The 17,673-nt window shown below is 41.3% G+C and carries 15 protein-coding genes, 1 tRNA gene and 1 pseudogene; 8 read left to right on the forward strand and 9 right to left on the reverse strand.

Annotated elements, in window-relative coordinates; translation table 11 throughout:
• Positions 1-127 precede the first annotated feature (127 nt).
• From NO989_RS20005 to NO989_RS20015, 3 genes are all read right to left on the reverse strand, one after another.
• Positions 128-706 (reverse strand): outer membrane beta-barrel protein, encoded by a 579-nt coding sequence (locus NO989_RS20005; RefSeq protein WP_171337923.1) that lies wholly within the window; start codon positions 704-706, stop codon positions 128-130.
• A 170-nt stretch (positions 707-876) separates the two neighbouring features.
• Positions 877-2,052, reverse strand: a complete 1,176-nt coding sequence (locus tag NO989_RS20010) for an MFS transporter (RefSeq protein ID WP_371343081.1) — start codon at positions 2,050-2,052, stop codon at positions 877-879.
• Positions 2,053-2,301: 249 nt separating this feature from the next.
• Positions 2,302-2,478 (reverse strand): hypothetical protein, encoded by a 177-nt coding sequence (locus NO989_RS20015; RefSeq protein WP_371343082.1) that lies wholly within the window; start codon positions 2,476-2,478, stop codon positions 2,302-2,304.
• A 313-nt stretch (positions 2,479-2,791) separates the two neighbouring features.
• Here NO989_RS20015 and NO989_RS20020 point away from each other — a divergent pair, with 313 nt between their 5' ends.
• The 5 genes from NO989_RS20020 (at position 2,792) to NO989_RS20040 (ending at position 7,478) form a co-directional block, all read left to right on the forward strand.
• Complete coding sequence (locus NO989_RS20020; RefSeq protein ID WP_061484850.1) at positions 2,792-3,049, forward strand: type II toxin-antitoxin system ParD family antitoxin; 258 nt, start codon at positions 2,792-2,794, stop codon at positions 3,047-3,049.
• Positions 3,036-3,323, forward strand: coding sequence for a type II toxin-antitoxin system RelE/ParE family toxin (locus NO989_RS20025; protein WP_171337925.1), 288 nt, complete (start codon positions 3,036-3,038; stop codon positions 3,321-3,323). Before NO989_RS20020 ends, NO989_RS20025 begins: the two co-directional genes overlap by 14 nt.
• A gap of 85 nt (positions 3,324-3,408) precedes the next feature.
• Positions 3,409-3,585, forward strand: a complete 177-nt coding sequence (locus NO989_RS20030; protein ID WP_371343083.1) for a hypothetical protein — start codon at positions 3,409-3,411, stop codon at positions 3,583-3,585.
• Positions 3,586-3,705: 120 nt separating this feature from the next.
• On the forward strand, positions 3,706-4,362 hold the full coding sequence (locus tag NO989_RS20035) for an integrase arm-type DNA-binding domain-containing protein (RefSeq protein WP_371343084.1): 657 nt from the start codon (positions 3,706-3,708) through the stop codon (positions 4,360-4,362).
• A gap of 653 nt (positions 4,363-5,015) precedes the next feature.
• The gene (locus NO989_RS20040) at positions 5,016-7,478 is read left to right on the forward strand and encodes a hypothetical protein (RefSeq protein WP_371343085.1); all 2,463 of its coding nucleotides are present in this window, start codon (positions 5,016-5,018) and stop codon (positions 7,476-7,478) included.
• Between the two features lie 61 nt (positions 7,479-7,539).
• Here the strand turns inward: NO989_RS20040 and NO989_RS20045 are convergent.
• From NO989_RS20045 to NO989_RS20065, 5 genes and pseudogenes are all read right to left on the reverse strand, one after another.
• A pseudogene (locus NO989_RS20045) lies at positions 7,540-8,280 on the reverse strand (IS256 family transposase); the annotation flags it as partial.
• A gap of 36 nt (positions 8,281-8,316) precedes the next feature.
• Positions 8,317-9,747: a hypothetical protein gene (locus tag NO989_RS20050; protein ID WP_371343086.1), complete on the reverse strand. Its 1,431-nt coding sequence runs from the start codon at positions 9,745-9,747 to the stop codon at positions 8,317-8,319.
• 148 nt (positions 9,748-9,895) lie between these two features.
• On the reverse strand, positions 9,896-10,837 hold the full coding sequence (locus NO989_RS20055) for a restriction endonuclease (RefSeq protein WP_371343087.1): 942 nt from the start codon (positions 10,835-10,837) through the stop codon (positions 9,896-9,898).
• Between the two features lie 438 nt (positions 10,838-11,275).
• Positions 11,276-11,352: transfer RNA gene (locus NO989_RS20060), tRNA-Ile, on the reverse strand.
• Positions 11,353-11,478: 126 nt separating this feature from the next.
• The gene (locus NO989_RS20065; RefSeq protein WP_371343088.1) at positions 11,479-14,232 is read right to left on the reverse strand and encodes a choice-of-anchor B family protein; all 2,754 of its coding nucleotides are present in this window, start codon (positions 14,230-14,232) and stop codon (positions 11,479-11,481) included.
• A gap of 83 nt (positions 14,233-14,315) precedes the next feature.
• Between NO989_RS20065 and NO989_RS20070 the strand changes: the two genes are divergently transcribed.
• The 3 genes from NO989_RS20070 (at position 14,316) to NO989_RS20080 (ending at position 16,730) form a co-directional block, all read left to right on the forward strand.
• Entirely contained in the window at positions 14,316-15,125 is an 810-nt protein-coding gene (locus NO989_RS20070; protein ID WP_287133929.1) for an MbnP family copper-binding protein, read from the forward strand.
• A gap of 71 nt (positions 15,126-15,196) precedes the next feature.
• The gene (locus NO989_RS20075) at positions 15,197-16,246 is read left to right on the forward strand and encodes an MbnH family di-heme enzyme (protein WP_371343089.1); all 1,050 of its coding nucleotides are present in this window, start codon (positions 15,197-15,199) and stop codon (positions 16,244-16,246) included.
• Positions 16,247-16,400: 154 nt separating this feature from the next.
• Positions 16,401-16,730, forward strand: coding sequence for a hypothetical protein (locus NO989_RS20080; RefSeq protein ID WP_014948463.1), 330 nt, complete (start codon positions 16,401-16,403; stop codon positions 16,728-16,730).
• Positions 16,731-16,778: 48 nt separating this feature from the next.
• On the opposite strand, the gene NO989_RS20085 is transcribed toward NO989_RS20080, so the two are convergent.
• Positions 16,779-17,438, reverse strand: a complete 660-nt coding sequence (locus NO989_RS20085; RefSeq protein WP_014975806.1) for a hypothetical protein — start codon at positions 17,436-17,438, stop codon at positions 16,779-16,781.
• Positions 17,439-17,673: the final 235 nt, after the last annotated feature.

Here is a 17,673-nt window from a genome sequence, read left to right on the forward strand (position 1 = left end):
GGTGAACACTCCGAATTTCACTATGCCTATTAGATCAAAGCCCCAGACTTTCGTCTAGGGCTTTTTCAACAGTCTGCCACGTTGTGTAACGTGGCTTTGTTGCAAGTACGTTAACCCTTCAAAGGGGTTAGAAGGTGTAACGTGCAGATACGCCTAGTAGGTCAACATCATCAGCTATAACGTAAGTTGCGCCGAAAGAGAATTGTGATGTAAAGAAATAGTCTGCGCCAATTTCAAAAGCTGTTTCGTCGTCTTCAATGTCGATATAGCGGATAGCACCGCGAAGCTCAAATTGCTCTGACAGCATTGAACGAATACCGGCAGTAATGCCATAGCCATTGTCGTCAGCTTCAGCAGAAGCGAAGCTTGAATCTAGATCAATATCTACATACTCATACGTCAACTCACCAAAAAAGTCAGTTGTTGTAGTTAAACCATAGCGGTAACCAACCCCTGCAGAGATATAGTCAAGTTCACCGTCAACACCATATTTGTCTTCACTCAACTGACCATAACGACCTGTCAGGTATACATTTTCGTTAAGTGATTTGAAGCCTTGAATTTGAAAACCGGTAGGCTCGAAGTCGCCTGCGTCTTCAATATCTGCTTGTACGTATCCAGCTTTAACGAAGTCATATGAAGGCGAAGCTGCGAAAGCATTTAAAGAAAGCGCGCCAAAGATACTGGCGAGAATAGTACGTTTCATTGTTTCTAATATCCTTTTAACAATAATTACTCCCAACCACTTCGGGAGCCTCATCATTATGGGGATGGATTTTAGAAATCAAATGGGCAACACGACTCGATTTTCACTATTCAACACCTTAAATGATGTACGTTTTATCAATACAACGGCATTGCCGTACAAGAGCTTAGTTAATTCCTCTTCAGTGTTGTACAGATGAGGATACTTGCAACGCTTAAGCCGCAAGAGGACAAACAAAAAGAAATGATAGGTTCTAGGGTAATTAAGGTCACCGCGTAAGCGCCTATTGCTGCCCCTGTTAGGTGAAAAAAGCCGGTTAGCGCCGCTAAAAAACCTGCGGATTTATCAGAGTAGCCAAGCATGATAGTTACGCTGCAGGGCATTGCGATGCCAATAAAAAAGAAGGTGATATAGCAATAAGTCAAAATACCCATTAACCCTTTTATTGCGAAGGGGGAAATAAGTAACCAAAAAAGCACTGAAAGCACAGCGATAAACAAGCTTGAATACTTGAATTTAAACAATGGTGAAACAGAGGCTAGCCGAATATTGATTATGCTTCCCACCACAAAAGACAGCGTGGCTAGAAGCGAATATATCGAGAACACAGTTTTGGTGAGTCCGAATTGCTGCATTATCATTGACGGCGAGATGGTAATGAAGCTAAACACAATGCCATAAAGTAGTCCGCTGGCCATACCCACTGAGACGATTTTCATCATTGTGCTTTTAATAAGCGCTAAAGTATCGCTAAAGACGTTCTCTGAGGTTGTCGGCATATACTGTTTGAGGGTGGTGGAAACTGAAAGCAGTAAAAGTAAGGCGAATACTCCCATTACTAGTACAAAATAAAAGATAGATAAAACGCCGAAGGACTCGCCAATTAGCGTACCTACTAGTGGCGCTATTGCTGGCGCGATAGCGAATGCAATGTTGATAAATGAAAGTGAAACATTCAGCTGCTTTTTGCTAAATATCTGACGTGACAGTCCGCGCGATACTGAAACGCCAACCCCACCGCCTAAGCCTTGAATGACTCTTCCTACAAGAAAGGTATTTTCTTCGGTGGCAAGTGCCACCATAAGCGTACCGGCGATGAATACTAAGACTCCGTACAGTAGAAACTTTTGTTTGTTTAGGTAGTCGCAGGCGACACCAGACACTAACTGAGAAAGTGAGAACGCGATAAGAAAGACGGCCACGCTTTTTTCAATTATTCCCACATAGCTGTCGTATATAGCAGCCAAATCAAAAAAGAAGGGGCTATAAATACTGGTAGAGAGTTGGCCGAGAATAGACAAAATGGTGAAGGTTACCGTCAGCGAATAAAACGTATGGCGTGACATGGTGTGCTTCATCTAAGGGGAACCAAACTATGGGTAAAGAGACAGTGCAGTTAGGCTACAGATTTGGTGTTACAGTTTTAATAAAGACGCTTTTTTTAAGTTTGAGAAAACTGATAACGTGATGATATAAGCGAGTGGTGATTGGTAACTCTAGAAAAAATGGTGGCCCCACCCTGACTTGAACAGGGGGCAGCTTTAATAGCATAAAAGAGATAAAACAATAGAGGGAGTTTCTGACTCCCTCGAATATCAGCGAGTTTGTAGTAGCTCAGCCTGCTTCACTATTGAATTCTGAGATTCTACAGCTCTATCAATAACACGGCTATATACCTTTTTCTTTTTAGACGAGTCGGCGTTGCGAACGAACTCAGACAGGCTGGAGTTGTACTTTGTTGTCTGGCCGTTTTTTAATCTGGCAAACATCATTATTCTCCCATTTTATTGCCCAATTAATGAGCGGGCAGCGATTGCATCAGGGTAGTAAGCGTCTCGCGAGTAAATTTATGCTTAACATGATTTTCTACAGCCTGAATGTTGGCGTGGTACATACGAGTGCCCCCTCGTTGTCCTTTAACAATAGATCTATTTTTATCTGACCACCAAATTGCTGCTTTAGTTACCAAATAAGGATTGTATGATGAAACTCGAATTGATTCTTACCAGTTCTGAACTAAACTTGACTGTAGTAGTATAAAGTAGGATTTTATCCTTACTGAATTTCATCTATTGGAGGTAAATTATGGCAATGGTAAAGAAAAGTATCACAGTAACGGATCAACAAGAACAATGGATGCAAGCTCAACTAGCAACTGGTAATTATGCTAGTGACAGTGAATTATTGCGAGATTTGATCAGAAAAGAGCAAGTACGAGCAGCCGAGATTGAAGCTATTCGTTTGAAGTTAATTGAAGCAGAGCAAAGCGGTTTTGTTGAAAGGTCACCGAGTGAAATGCTAGCTAGCTTTAAAGAAGAAGCACGAAATAATGGGAAACTATAAACTCAGTGCAGCGGCTGAGTCTGATTTAAAGCGTATTTGGTTTCGTGGTCTTGATGAATTTGGCGAAGCGCAAGCTGACGCATATTATTATAAACTTTTAGAACGCTTTGAGCAGTTAGCAAATCAGCCTTACATTGCACCTGCTGTTGATGATATCAGACTAGGCTATCGTCGAGCAGTTTGTGGAGTTGATGGTATCTACTATCGCATTCATGGTGATTATATTGAAATAATGCGGGTGCTAGGAAGGCAAGATGCTCAACTCAACCTGTAATGAGTTTTCAATGAGATAAAAATGAGCAATAGTTTTTTATCAGATGGGCTCTTAAAAATTGATAACCAGCTTCGGTTGCTCGCTGATGAAAAAGAGTCATTCTTACGACAAGCTTTACATTATTGAAGTGTCTACAAGTGGCTTTGGTAGCCATGATGAAGTCTGGAAAAAATGGTGGCCCCACCCTGACTTGAACAGGGGACCTGCCGATTATGAGACTCAAACCGAGCGTTTACCGATAGTTACTTTATTTACCTGTTAATTACTTGTTGTTTCATATAAATCAGTAGGTTATTGAGGTTTTGTTATCTCTGTTGCTTAATTTTTTAAGCAATTCAGCGCACTAGATTTTGCGCTCAAAGTAGCACAGAGGTAGCACAGCATGTCGGCAACAAAGTTTAGATTTACAGAACAGGCCATCGAGAAACTATCAGGTTCGGATAAACGGGCTCGATATTACGACTCTCAAATGCCAGGTCTCATCATTGATGTTCTTCCATCAAATAAGAAAACCTTTCGGGTATACAAAAAGCTTCCTGGCACACAGAAGCCATTGTCGGTCACTATCGGCTCTTTTCCATCCAATGCCGTAGAGCAGGCTCGAAAACAAGCTAGGAAGGCCATGGCGGACATCGCCGATGGTATGAACCCTAACGATAGTAAACGTCACTTCAGGGCCGCCTCTGTTACGTTAGAAACAGTATACGAAAGCTATAAGCTCTCCAGAAAGCTTAAAGAAACGACATTACGTGGCTACGAGCAGGTGATGGATTGTTACTTTGATGATTGGGCAAAGAAGCGTTTGGCTGACCTTACAGAAACCCGCATCTATCGTCGGCACTACGAACTGACTAAGCGCAGTCCTGCACAGGCCGACTTAGCTATGAGAACGCTTAGAGCGCTTTTTAACTTCGCTAGGGCTGAGTATAAATCCTCAGACGGCAGAACTTTATTCCCTCATAACCCTGTTACTGTTCTGTCTGAAAAACGTTGCTGGAACAACGTAGCCCGCAAACAGACAAGACTTCGACGCTCATAGTTAGAGCATTCCTTAAGGTTATTAATGATATGCGTGACCCGGAAATGTAACAGAATAACAAAGGTAATGAATCGAGCTTCGGCATAAGAGTTCATGTAGGAGTATATGCGAAAAGCACCATGATCGGGATAGCTCCTCATGAGCCCTGCAAAATTGGCCAAAGTAATGGATGATTTGAAAAATTATCGCGGTAAAGTAGATGATCTGTTTCGTGTTATAAAATGTCAGTTAGTTTTATTCAAGACCCGCTTTAATAGCTTGACGAAATATGATTCACGACTAGCTATTCACTCTGGCGAATCTGTTATCAGGTAGAGCAGGTGTTACTACGAGGACTAGAAACGCTATGAAACTCGGAATTGCTCAGGTCTGGTCCAACATTCGACATTATTTGAGTATTAAAAGGTTAGTTACCGACTTGTAACGAAAAGTCCTAAGCTAGGCAAAAATATAGGCCTTGCTAGCACCTTTCTAATGAAAAAGATTGAAAATTTCTATTACGTCTGATATTTTTAACATGATATTAACATCTTGCACTGATCGATTTTTGGTTGCTGTAACTAGCTTAAGATTGAACTTGTCGGTATAAAGCATCAATGATTTAGCTTAACTATTTCAGTGCCTCATTAGGGAAAATGACGGAGCAGTGATAGATGACATCAATATTACTCTACTTTGACTTTCTTGCTCGAAGTGCTCGATTTAAATTCTTGGAATTTCTCTCCTCATTATTGATAATCCTATTATTTGGTACAGCCTGCTACTTCTATGCCATTAAAAGCGCGATCTACCTTGAGCATGCAGAGAATCAACGCGTTGCAGAAACGACAATAGATGTATTAGATCCTGTAGCAGTAAAAAATTATGAAGATTTACTAAATTGGTTTACTAGTTCTAACAAAAGTATTCCATCAGATACCGAAATTTTCGTTGAAGAAGTCACTGAGGAAGCAAAGAAAATAGTCCAAAGGCTCAACAGGGATATGCAGAGAGTCAATGAAATTCAAGCGAAAGCCATAGAGAAAGCTTTAGCGGAGAAATATTCGCTTTCAACAGAACAAAGAATCGCAACAATAGAAGCCGCTTATGAAAATCATCCTGAACTGATGAATGCATGTAGCTCAATATTTGAAAGCAACTCTTCAGTTCTTCCTCAAGGGCTTACTGGGGAAACGGACACGATAGGGATGCTAAATCGTAATGCAGACGCAAACAGTTCTCTTGCTACTTTAGACTATTCCATAATCTCAAACCACCGGATACCTCATACGGAAGCTGATAATTTTGATCTTCTTAAAAATAAATGGTGGCGATTCATTCCAAATTGTTACCTTTTCAAACAGTTTGATAAAATAATTCGTGAAAAATTGAGCAGTAACGAGCCATACAATTCAACAAATGAAGCCTTAACTTCAATCTTTGCACCTAAGTCTTTCACACGGAAAAGTGATGGAACGTTATTAGCTACAAACTATGTTAATGAGTCAGACCCAAATTTGAGGGTTAGAGCTGTATTCTTGGGCGTCAGTATCGGTGGACGAATATCATTTCCTGGAACCAAGTTTAGTAAACCTGATCAAGTCTTGTATGATCCGAAAGATAGACCTTGGTTTCGTCTTATTCACGATGACCCGAATTCCCATGACGTAGGTGAATGCGACATGACGACACCTTATGCTGATATAGGCTCACAACTATTAGTTGTGCGCACAATAGTGTGTAAGGGGGAGTTAATCTCCAAAGAAAATTCAATTAGAAAGTTTGCTTTAGGTGTTGACCTTGTGATCAACAAAAATAGAGACACTGTTAATTCAGAATTAAGGGGTATTGCTAGCCGCCTTAAAAGTACTGCTTCGCCTTATGAAAATTTAAATTTCGGAGAAGTAATCGAAAATGCGGAAAATAACACAGAGTTGTATCCCAAAGAAATTAATTTCTGGGGAATTATGACGCCAGCCTATTATGATCTTGTTGATGGCGTTTCTTCAAGCTTCTTCACTGACGCTGTTATTTTCGCAACTATCATAATTATTGTTTTTTCGTTAGCTAGAGCAAGACCTAAGGGTTTTATATATACAGGCTTAGTCGAATCAACGTTGTATGGTGAAAGTGATCGTGAAAACATTGTAAATGGAAAGGAAAAAACTGCGACGTTTAATCGTTTCATTGGTTTTGCTATATGGCGGAGAAAGATAAAAGAAAAAAGAGGTGTGGAAAAAGTTCAAAGAGAAGTAAGAGCAAAGCAGATCTATATACTAATGTCGGGTAGTTCTATCACATTTAGTTTAGTAGGTTTTATTATCGAGTTACCATATAGGCTAAATTGGTATCAAATTTCAGTGTGCCAAAATAGAAATGATAATATATCAATTTCGGAAGCGACTGATTCAGAAGATCATCAAATTAACATTATCGATGAGATAACTAGTCAAAAAGAATACGTTGATTGCTTAACTGATGCTTGTACAAAGAGCGAAAAAAGTCCCGTTCTAATTAAGTTCCTTAGTAAAACTTTTTATAAAAGAGGTGAAGGGCTACCTAGTCAAGTATCAAGCTTTAGAAGTCTTGAAAAGATAAGAGAGAGAGAACTCTTGTTAAAAAGGCGAAGAGTAAGGGTGAGAACCAGTTACCAAGAGCTTAAAGTATTGTTTAACCAGAGTACTATAAATGTTGTTAACCGACTGACAGATATAAGGTCAGCTCTTAAGATAAGTAATAAGGACTACTTGGACTTACTGGCTTGCTCTACTAGCGATGTGAAACGGATTATTGTTTGTAGTTCTCATGAAGAATTGAATGAGTTTATAGAATCTTTTAAAGATGATTACAACAAAATAATGAAGATTCATAAACAAAAGAAGGCAAGCATATGCTTCTTAGTGACCCCATCTACAGTTGGAAATTATGGCTTTGAAACCTCTCGTGAACAATTTATTTTACTAGAAAACTGCGTCATTGCTCTAGAAGGAGTAGAAGAAGTAACTGCTAAAGGTGAAGGTGCAAAAACATCTATATATCTTACCGGGTACATAAGTTGGAATTCAGTAGACCTACACTTCTACCGTCTATATCATGAAGAGCTAAATGATTTTAGGATAAAGCAAAATGGGATGTGAATCGACCAGACTTTACTAGACAGATTTTTGTGAGACTGTAACAGATTCTGTGTAACTGCCATTAGTTAATATGCTTTTCGAGGCGTTCCTCGAACTCGATAATAAAACGACTCATCGCCTGACGCCAGTTTTGAATCGGCATCGACCATTTCTTACTGGCATCTTTTATTGCTAAGTACACCATTTTTCTTGCTGAATCATCGCTGGGGAAGATTTTCCGTTTCTTGATGGCTTTACGGATAACACTGTTCAGTGATTCAATGGCGTTGGTGGTGTAAATTGCCCTGCGGATGTCCTCTGGGTAATTGAACAAGGTGTTGAGATTATGCCAGTGCGTCCGCCATGATTTAGCGATTTGTGGGTACTGGCCGTCCCATGTTTCAGCAAACCGTTCTAGTTCAAGCAGAGCTTCGTCTTCTGTTGCTGAGCGGTACACGCGCTTTAAATCTGCTGTGACAGCTTTGTAGTCTTTCCATGACACGTATTTAAGTGAGTTACGCACCATGTGTACGATACAGAGTTGAATATGCGTTTGTGGGAACACAGCATTAATTGCATATGGGAAGCCTTTGAGACCGTCCACACAGGCGATGAGAATGTCTTCTACGCCGCGCTGCTGAAGTTCGGTTAGAACGTTTAACCAGAACTTAGCACCTTCATTCTCGGCTATCCACATGCCCATCAGTTCTTTGTGACCTTCGGTGTTAATGCCCAAGGCCAGGAAGATAGATTTGTTAATGATGCGCTTATCTTGGCGTATTTTCACCACGATACAGTCGAGGTGAACAATCGGGTAAATCGCTTACTTAGTCGCTCTTAAACAGGTTCTAATATTGGGCTACGCGTAATTAACTAGATGTCGGTATCGGGCAAGAATATCAGGATTCTTACGCAATCTATCTTCTACATCGAAAGCGTTCCACCAAACGATCGTATTCTGCTCTTTTCTATCCCTTTGGCGCTCCAACATTTCTGTCAAATCACGCGTAATTTGCGTGTTCACAACTAACATGTAACCATCTGGACGATAGTCAAAAATTGTATTTGCCATATCAACGTCTGACTTACTAATTGAAGATTTTTTAGAATGTTTTAAGTTTGTTTTACACTGAACGATCATTTTACCTAGTTGGACAGATTCAGTGCCTCTGGAAACACGATTTTCATTATGGAGCATGTTGTATTCACAAATCAAATCTCGACCATTATCACCTTGATTGGTAGGAGCAACTTTCCTAACAGAAAAGACCCAAGGTTCACGATTTAGAAGTTCTAAAACTAAATCCTCAAATTCTCCACTGGCTTGCCGGTCGATAATATTCCACTCAAATTTTTGGTCACCAAACAGTAATGAAATCTCTTTAAGCTGGCGCAGTCTAATTAACTCTTTTTCTTCAGAAACGGACTCCAATCCGCAGTTGCTATATTTAATTACGACATGATGGTCGCTAATAAACACAAGCTGATTTTCTTGCGAAATTACCTCTATCTTCGATGTATCACCTAACGCTGCAACAAGATTTTTCGCGTACTTCTCATCTTTAAATGGGATGGTCGTACGTATTTCATTAATAACTTCTACATTTGACACTACTCCGTTGATGATCTCTGAATTATCATTGTTGATAGCCAGTTGTTTAAGTAACCCTGCTATATGTGTACTTTTAAATATTGAGAACTCGGACGAAAAGCTTCGAAAAAACAACCAATCAGGATTCATGCGAAAGTTAGCGACATATGACTCATCCTCACCAATAAAGCCTCTTATTTTATTTTTCCATATATTGAGTTCAGGAGAGTCGAAAGAGAAATCGTCCGGACAATAACCGACAGCACCTAGAATATTTCCTTGATACATATGGAACATATATAGTTCCATTAAAATACGGAAAAAGCTCTCAAAGTCTCGTTTGCTATTTTTCCTAATGCGTTCATTAAGCGGCTGTGCTGGGAACCAATACATTCCATATAATTCGTCTTCGATTCCACTGAAATCATTATGCTCACCTAGAAATCGAAATGAGCTTATCCCTCTAGATTTTGTAATAGCAGTAAGAACTGTTGGGACAATTGCATGTAAGTCAGTAACTTCCTCGATGCGCTTCTGACGATAATAAAAAACCGGAAACAGTTTTTCATCATCGATGTCATATAGAAAGATTCTCCATTGTGGGCAGCAATCCAACCCTATGAGAAGTTGATTTTCAGGGCTTTTCGTAACAGTAAACCCAACCTCTTCAATCCGCTTTAAAAATTCTTCTATCATCATTATCCACCATAAACAGTCTTATAAAAAACATCTATCGCCGTATTAACACGTGAACAAAATAGTTCCTAAGGGGCCGCACACTATCTTGAAGCCTTATACAATGCATAGTAAAAATCCCACGCGTTGAGAATCACTCTTAAACATTTAGTTAGCTGTCTTTTTTGAGGAGGACTTGTTTAAGCTTGTCTATAATCTCCTGTGGATTTTCTTCTATGACTTGGTCAATTAGATCGAGCATTAGCTTGGTGGGATTTTCTCTAAGAATTTTAGCTATCATTTTGAGGTCCTGTCGTGGAGTATCAGAGTCAGGAAATAGAAGTGATTCGAGCTCGCTATCTATAACGATAGAAGCATCAACTAAGTCAAGTTTACCGACTTGTTCTTCAATATTTGGATTGCCGTCTGAATCGATTATCAAAACTCGCTTAGTATCTTTTAGTGGAGGCAATTGAGTTGCTAATTTCATAGCGCTCATTTTCCCACCGCATTGCAAAAACGAAACATTGGAGTTGAGCCCAAGGCGTCCTGCTAAAGTAGAAAAAAATAGGGCATCTGATTCGCCTTCAACGAAGAATTGAACTTTAGGGGGCTCACTACTACTAGTTTGGATAGCTTCAAGTAATCGCTCAGGAGCATAAACCTCACCATATAGAGAGGCAAACATTAGCTTATGACGAAGCACTTCGCTCCAGCCTACTTTCTCTGCAGCTTCAACATCAGAAGAGTCGCATAAAATAACATTCAGTTCTTTTCCCATGCTCAATGCATCAGCACATTCATTGGAATATCCAGACCATGATATGAACACACCTTTCGTCCCTGTTAGCTTGCCATCCACTTTGCACTTGAATGAATACACTTCAGATACGGGAAGCTCTTTACTATGCCACTTAGCTTCCACAAGGTACCATGACCCCTCAAAAAATATACCACCGTCAATCTGCTCACCGCGTCCCTTAAATGGCTTTTTTACGAAGAGTTCTTCTTTTTCAAATTGGTTGAACAAATATTTTTCAAACTCGTAACCACGGCGTTGCTTATCTTGGCGAGTGGCATACATTTTTTCATTTTTGAGTTCTTCTAACTTCATTAATTACTCTGTATTTTAATTTTTATTCAGACGACAATAGCTTCTTAACATGACTTCATACTAACACTCAATTTCATTCAAAAACTATGTTTTGAGCTTTTATGGAAAGAGGTAAGTGTCTGCTTAGTTGTGAGTTCGCTTGATAGATGCAGATATTGGAATAATCGTTTAGTTGGAGCTCTCTTTCGTAACTCACCTTACGATGGACAACTCTGAAAGGTATGCAGCTAGTTTAGGGGAGGTTTAAAACAGTAATAAAAGAAAGCTTTCACTAAAAACTAGCGATGTCACCCATGAACTGATGCACAGCTCTTAAAAAGGATTGATTCAAAATATCTGGGTTCTTTATCTTATCTTGCGTGCTAAAGTAATAAGTAGCACAGAGGTAGCACCAACCTTATCAGGTTAGTAGTAACTATCGTCGAAGAGTAGGAGAAATGGTGGCCCCACCCTGACTTGAACAGGGGACCTGCCGATTATGAGTCGGATGCTCTAACCAACTGAGCTATGGGGCCATTTTGAGATGTGCTGTGCAGTTTTTTATTGCAAATTGCTATGCATAACAACCACAAGCGAGCGCAAGTATAAGCAGTTTTATTTGCCTTGTCACGCCTCGCTGGTGGCTTTGTGATTTGTTTGCTTTATTTTTGTTCACTAAGCTGTAGTTTATGTGCCTTGTTTGGTAATTTTACACGTCGCCACCCAAGAGCTAATGCCAAGCCTAATATGCTAAACAGAGTCGTAGAACCGCCTCCACCAGAGCTATTTGAATTAGTATCCGTTGGCAAGCTCACTACACTTTCGTTTACGGTAACAGTAACGGTGTCGCTGGCGCTAACTCCAAACTCATCCGTTGCAGTTAACGAAAAGGTTAAATTGCTTTGAGATGATGGGGCGGTAAAAGACATGGTTAATGTATCTGCATTTCTGATGGTAACCGTGTCGCCGGCGGTTTGCGTCCATTCTACGCTTGTTAACGCGCCTTCGGGGTCTTGGGCGCTTCCCGTTAATTCAACGCTGGCTCTTACATCGGTTTCAACATCTGTTCCTGCGTTTACCACAGGGGCTTGATTGCTCTCATCATCTTTTATCGTAATCAGCGTTTCTACCACACCACCTAGAAGATTGGTGTCTTGTGCAGCAAGCACTAAACGAAATTGTTCGTTGTCTTCTTCGATACTATCGTTAATAAGCGCAATATTGACGGTCTTCGAATTAGTTTCGCCGTCGCTCCAAGTTAGCGTGCCCCTTTGGCTGACAAAGTCTTCATCGCTCACTGCTGTACCGCTTTCCAGTGAATAGTTCACACTTACTTCGCCTTCACTTCCGCCTTGGCGAACAATGTTTAACGCAAGTTCAGAGTCAGTCTCTAAAATAGTGCGTTCGCCAGTGCTTAATTCAATTTTTCCTTGCTGTGCAGTACCGTTAATGGTGACTCGAGCATAACCGCTACCAGAGGTGATGCCTCCTCCTTGCGGGTTAAATAGTCTGACGAAAAATACCTCATTGCTTTCAGTATTTTCATTAGCATCGATGCTTAACGTGATGTTTTTAGTCTGTGATTCATCCGCACCCCAACTGAGTTCTCCAGACGCTAACATTACATCGCTGCTGGTGGCTGAACCCGCTATTACTTCATACGCAACTGTCATAGCCCCGGTACCTGTCTTATTAACAGGAAGGCTTAAGGCTGTATCAGCATCCGTTTCATAATTAGCCTGAGAGAAGGCCGCAACTGTTGTTGCGCTTAACGTATTGTCTTTTAATACAAACAAACCGCGCTGAATATCACTAACCAAAATATTACCGCTAGGTAGAAACGGGTATACGCCCCAGGCACCATTAAAGTTGGTGCTGTTAAAAGCTGGGTAGGTGTCGAAAAAGCCAGCTTCTACAGGCGCGGTAGGATCTGAAATGTCTAGTACCGTTAAGCCACGCTCATAGTTAGACATATAGTAGCGGTTACCTCTTACGTAGCCGTTGTGATCGATAGTGCCGTTGTCACTGGTCCAAATGCTGGCGAGCACAGGTGTTGTAAGTGATGAAATATCAAAAATCATAACCCGGGTATTTAAGCTGAAGTTTCGCTCGTCCAACTCATCGTGAACAAAGGCATATTGCTTGTCTTCACTAAACCAGCCGCTATGGGTGTAGGCAACCTCGTTATAACTAATACTACTTAGTTCAGAGGTACTATTTGTGTTCGTGTGATCCCAAAGGCGCATTGCATCTTCATTGAAGTCAAGCATAACCGTACATCCATCAGCCGTAGCATTCACACAGTCAGTTTGCGCTCTTGCGTCGGTAACGCGCATAGATGACGCATCATGCGTATAGTCGGCACGTGTGAGACCGCTAGGTATGTAAGACGCGGTTGGTGTTTGAGGTGACGTTAGCGTATATGAACGAAAGGCTCCGCCGTTACTATCCTGACCAACCAAATGCAGCTGAGGCGCAGCGTCATTTAACGGTGTGTTTAGCGTGTAATCTACGTTAGAGATGTAGATATTGTGTGCACGGTTATCGTCGTTAATCCGCTTCGTTAAGCTAATACCATTAGGGAGGTCGTTAAGGTCAATGATGGTAAAACCTTCTGTTACGCTATCGGCACTGGCATAGGCATACGCTTTAAAACGCCCCGCAGCGCTATCGAAATACTGATAGACTTTAATGTCGCGCCATGTCGTACTTTGACCGGTAATTTCACCTACTACTACCGGTGCTGTTGGCTCGGTTACATCTACAACGGCAATGCTGGCCTGCATGCCAACAATGGCATATTCTCTACGGTTGTTTAAATCGACGTGCCCCCAAATATCGTTGGTACTATTTGATACCGACGACAATACGTTAACAGGTACGTTAGAGAGTAGATCGATATTGCTGCATGGGAAGTCGGCAGCCGTGCCATCTGTGCAAGCTTCATTTGCACTGACTTCGGTACTAAGGACCATGTGCGATGATGCCTGTGCTTGAAAGGAAGACGCGGCTTTTCCGTCAGTTATACTATCGAACCCTTTTTCATAAAGGGCTTCTGATAAATAGGTAGGCACATTAACTAGTGTAGTTTTGTGCAAGGCAGGCTTCTGTGCCTGGTAATGATCTTCACGAGAAAAGCCTCCTAATACGGGTAAAAGACTGTCGTTTAGAACTTGTGCATGCTGAGCGTTGTCGAAATAATATTGGCCTTCAGCAACAAAAATTTTGTCGCCTTCATTGGCCTGTCGCACGGCATAGCTTAACGTTTTACAGGGCCTGAAACGGTTGTCACACTTGCCCGCGTCCACGCCGTCTTCGGCAACAAAACGCGCTTTGTCATGGTCGGTGTGTGCTTGTGCACCTTGACTCACAAATGCTAAAAGCACCACTATTAGCGTTAATGGGAATGCATTCATCTTGTCGTCCGCGCAAGTGTGTAATTAGAAAAAGGTAGTTTGTATAAAAAACTACCAGATATCCAAAGGAAGTACATACGTAAATGAAAATGCCTTTTCGCATGAGTTTCATGCCTTCGTTACTCTTTGCGGCGCTCGTGTCGTTAACCGGCTGTGATGTCATTAACCTCAAAGGAAGAGAGCCTGGTGAAATCCCGTTTAAGTTGGTGGGAGTCGATACGGGGGCATGTCCAATGATCATGAGTATTGGACAACAGCGATGGAATATAGATTACTTCGGTTTTTACCTTAGCAAGCCAGAAGTGCGCATTGATGGTAAGTGGCAGCGAGTTAAGTTTAAACAAACCCAATGGCAGACGCCGAATATAGCATTGCTAAAGTTTCACAATAAGTGCAACAACCCTGATGATGCCAATAGCAAAATTGTATTAGATGTATCGGAAGAGCTTTTAAAGCTGTCCACAAACTTGCGCTTCACTATGGGTCTTCCCTTCGACGATAATCACGCTAACCCGCTTACACAGCCTTCGCCATTGAATGACAGTACAATGTTTTGGAGCTGGCAAAACGGTCATAAGTTTTTGCGACTGGATGTGTCTAAAGGCTCAGAGGAAACACGCAAATGGTCTTATCATTTAGGTAGCGTGGGTTGCGATTCTGAATCAGCAGTCAGGCCGCCTGAAAAATCGTGTGCTTTCACAAACCGGGTGGAGTTTATTCTGCCGATGACCCAGCTTGATACTGATTTAGATTTGGAAGTATCAGTGTCTAACATTGTCGCGCAAGTTGATATAAACGAAGCGCCAAGTTGTATGTTCGAGTCTCCTGAAACTGAGCCCTGTAAAAAGCTTATTCAGAATTTAGTGCACAGGCCTTGGATTAAGTGGCAGTAGCGGCACTTTTAATTTGCACTAGAATGCGAGCTCTGCTCGCTTTCAAGGCGGCAATTATCGCTTTTGTTGCAATGATTTTAGGCGCGTGCAGTAAATCGCCCACGCCTTACATTTGGAATTTGCCTCACAATATTCCACCGCCTCCTGTTCCCGCAGGCAACCCTGTGACCGAAGAAAGCGTAATTTTGGGAGAGAAGCTTTTCTTTTATAAGGGCTTAAGTGCTAACAACACGGTTTCATGCAGCAGCTGCCATGAACCAGAGCATGCTTTCTCTGAACCTAAGACGGTTTCAGTAGGCGCGAATGGAGACGTGCTAAACCGTAACGCATTAGCGCTAGTAAACGTGGCTTATAATGCATCCTTCACTTGGGCGCATAACAATTTAGAAAGTATAGAAAAGCAGCTGATGATCCCGCTTTTTAATGAACATCCTGTGGAAATGGGCGTTACGGGAAATGAAAAGCGTATATTAAAGCGCTTTGAGGGCAGCGAATATCGAGCGCTGTTTGAAGCGGCTTATGGTGATGATACACCCAATTTAAATAATATCGTAAAGGCGCTTGCTAGCTACGTGAGAAGTTTAGTGTCGTTTAATAGTGCTTTCGATAACTACGCTTACGCTCAAGATGACGATGCACTAACCGCCCAGCAGCTTGAAGGTTTGAATCTGTTTTTTTCAGAGCGCACTGAGTGCTTTCACTGCCACGGAGGTCTGAACTTCACTCAATCGTCTAAGCATAGTTTTCAACCTTTTGCGGCTCAGCCTTTCCACAACACTGGCCTGTATAACGAAGATGGGAAGGGCAGTTATCCGGAATCGGACATGGGGCTTTACAGCGTTACTCACAATAAACAAGACATGGGGAAGTTTAGAGCTCCTACTTTGCGCAATATAGCCCTTACTGCGCCCTACATGCATGATGGCAGTATTGCCACCCTTGATGAAGTCATTGAGTTTTATGCTCGTGGGGGAAATCTGGCTGAAAGCCCTAACCCTTACCGCAGTCCGTTCATAAAAGGCTTTGCGATTTCTGAAGATGAAAAGGCGGCGTTGGTTGCATTTTTGCGCAGTTTAACCGACGAGCAATTTGTAAAAACACACACTACACGCAAAAATTAGCGATTTATTGCTCATTTTGTGTAATTTATGTTTATACTTTGCACACATATATCAACCAAATGCTTATGTGCTGATTGTTAACATCGTGATAAACTCAATCACTTACATTCTTTGTTAATAACTATAAAGCAGGTGAGCGGTCGCGGAGATGAGAATGACTGAAAAACCCTTCATTACAAGTGGTCGAAATACCATCATTCATAAAATAAGAAAATTAGATCTATTGGTGATCAATGGTGATGAACATCCGCCAATTCTTGTTACTTATAAAGGTATTAAGCAGTACGAAGGCAAAGTGCCTGAAAACAAGCGCGATGCCAAGATGATGGACATGGAACTAGTAGATGTAACTACTAGCGATGTGTTTGGCGACGAAAAAACATTATTGTTCGTACAAACCCTAAATGGGAAAGAGTATAAAATCGATTACTCTAAAATTGGGACGAGCATGTTTATTAAGATTCACCAAGACAGTATTTTCTAAAACACACCTTACCCCATATTGGGGTAGATGTGCTTTTAATTAATGGGGTTAGGCAATCTGGCCCCAATTATCTGCCTTGAGTGAATTGAACCCTCCAATTACCCTTCCTTTTCCTTTAAGCTGTACATAACGCTTTTTGAAAATGTTAAACCGGCAGATGTCCACTGGCGTGACTTCCGATGCATTTACGCCACTTACAACACCTGCAGTCTCCAACCCCTCAGCAATTAACTCTGAACAGAACCAGCTATTAAAGTCTTCTTGATTGTAGCTTATGCTGCCGAACAGGGGATGTTCATCAATCGCGTCCACTGCTGAGCCGAATAGCTGTAGCACGTCGTAAGGTTTTCCGTCTTGTTCAAACATGAAGTTAAAGAAGTCTCGCTTATTTTGCTCAAAGATACTTCTTGACGCGCTAGACAAGGGCAGCCACCAAATATCACCGTCATAAGATGCTACTCGCTCGCTTAGTCTATTGGTCATTACCCCTCGCTTTCCTTTATACGATGTTGCTTCCATGACTTGATTAAAATATCGATTAGAATCTTCATCGCGCATCTTCGTTTGCATAACTATTGCCACATGCGTTACCGCAGAGCGTGTAGTGAGTTTGGTCCAACGAGAAAATAAGCTATTGCCGCCAAATGCGATGATGTCACCAGGCTGCATATGTTCTCTAATAAGGTGGTATTGTTGCTGCTCTAACATGGCTCTTCCTTGAATACGTGTTAAAAAATTAGATTATTGTCTGCACCGCTAGGCGGGCAAGAGTATTTGCTTATGATTTTCCACTTTGCAATGTATGCATTTATAAGAATGTTGCAAAGTGTGTGTTAAGTACGACTAATAACAGTTTAGACCGATTATGACGTGGTTCAATAGATTCACACACCCAGTTAAGAGATAATCATCTCAACTGGAGTGTATATGAAAACGCGAAAAA

It is taken from the genome of Alteromonas sp. DY56-G5 (genome assembly GCF_041414725.1).
Taxonomy (GTDB): domain Bacteria; phylum Pseudomonadota; class Gammaproteobacteria; order Enterobacterales; family Alteromonadaceae; genus Alteromonas; species Alteromonas macleodii.

Coding starts and splice junctions, on each gene's coding strand:
- NO989_RS20005 (WP_171337923.1), bottom strand. CDS start 706: ATGAAACGTACTATTCTCGCCAGTATCTTTGGCGCGCTTTCTTTAAAT.
- NO989_RS20010 (WP_371343081.1), bottom strand. CDS start 2,052: ATGTCACGCCATACGTTTTATTCGCTGACGGTAACCTTCACCATTTTG.
- NO989_RS20015 (WP_371343082.1), bottom strand. CDS start 2,478: ATGATGTTTGCCAGATTAAAAAACGGCCAGACAACAAAGTACAACTCC.
- NO989_RS20020 (WP_061484850.1), top strand. CDS start 2,792: ATGGCAATGGTAAAGAAAAGTATCACAGTAACGGATCAACAAGAACAA.
- NO989_RS20025 (WP_171337925.1), top strand. CDS start 3,036: ATGGGAAACTATAAACTCAGTGCAGCGGCTGAGTCTGATTTAAAGCGT.
- NO989_RS20030 (WP_371343083.1), top strand. CDS start 3,409: ATGAAAAAGAGTCATTCTTACGACAAGCTTTACATTATTGAAGTGTCT.
- NO989_RS20035 (WP_371343084.1), top strand. CDS start 3,706: ATGTCGGCAACAAAGTTTAGATTTACAGAACAGGCCATCGAGAAACTA.
- NO989_RS20040 (WP_371343085.1), top strand. CDS start 5,016: ATGACATCAATATTACTCTACTTTGACTTTCTTGCTCGAAGTGCTCGA.
- NO989_RS20050 (WP_371343086.1), bottom strand. CDS start 9,747: ATGATGATAGAAGAATTTTTAAAGCGGATTGAAGAGGTTGGGTTTACT.
- NO989_RS20055 (WP_371343087.1), bottom strand. CDS start 10,837: ATGAAGTTAGAAGAACTCAAAAATGAAAAAATGTATGCCACTCGCCAA.
- NO989_RS20065 (WP_371343088.1), bottom strand. CDS start 14,232: ATGAATGCATTCCCATTAACGCTAATAGTGGTGCTTTTAGCATTTGTG.
- NO989_RS20070 (WP_287133929.1), top strand. CDS start 14,316: ATGAAAATGCCTTTTCGCATGAGTTTCATGCCTTCGTTACTCTTTGCG.
- NO989_RS20075 (WP_371343089.1), top strand. CDS start 15,197: ATGATTTTAGGCGCGTGCAGTAAATCGCCCACGCCTTACATTTGGAAT.
- NO989_RS20080 (WP_014948463.1), top strand. CDS start 16,401: ATGACTGAAAAACCCTTCATTACAAGTGGTCGAAATACCATCATTCAT.
- NO989_RS20085 (WP_014975806.1), bottom strand. CDS start 17,438: ATGTTAGAGCAGCAACAATACCACCTTATTAGAGAACATATGCAGCCT.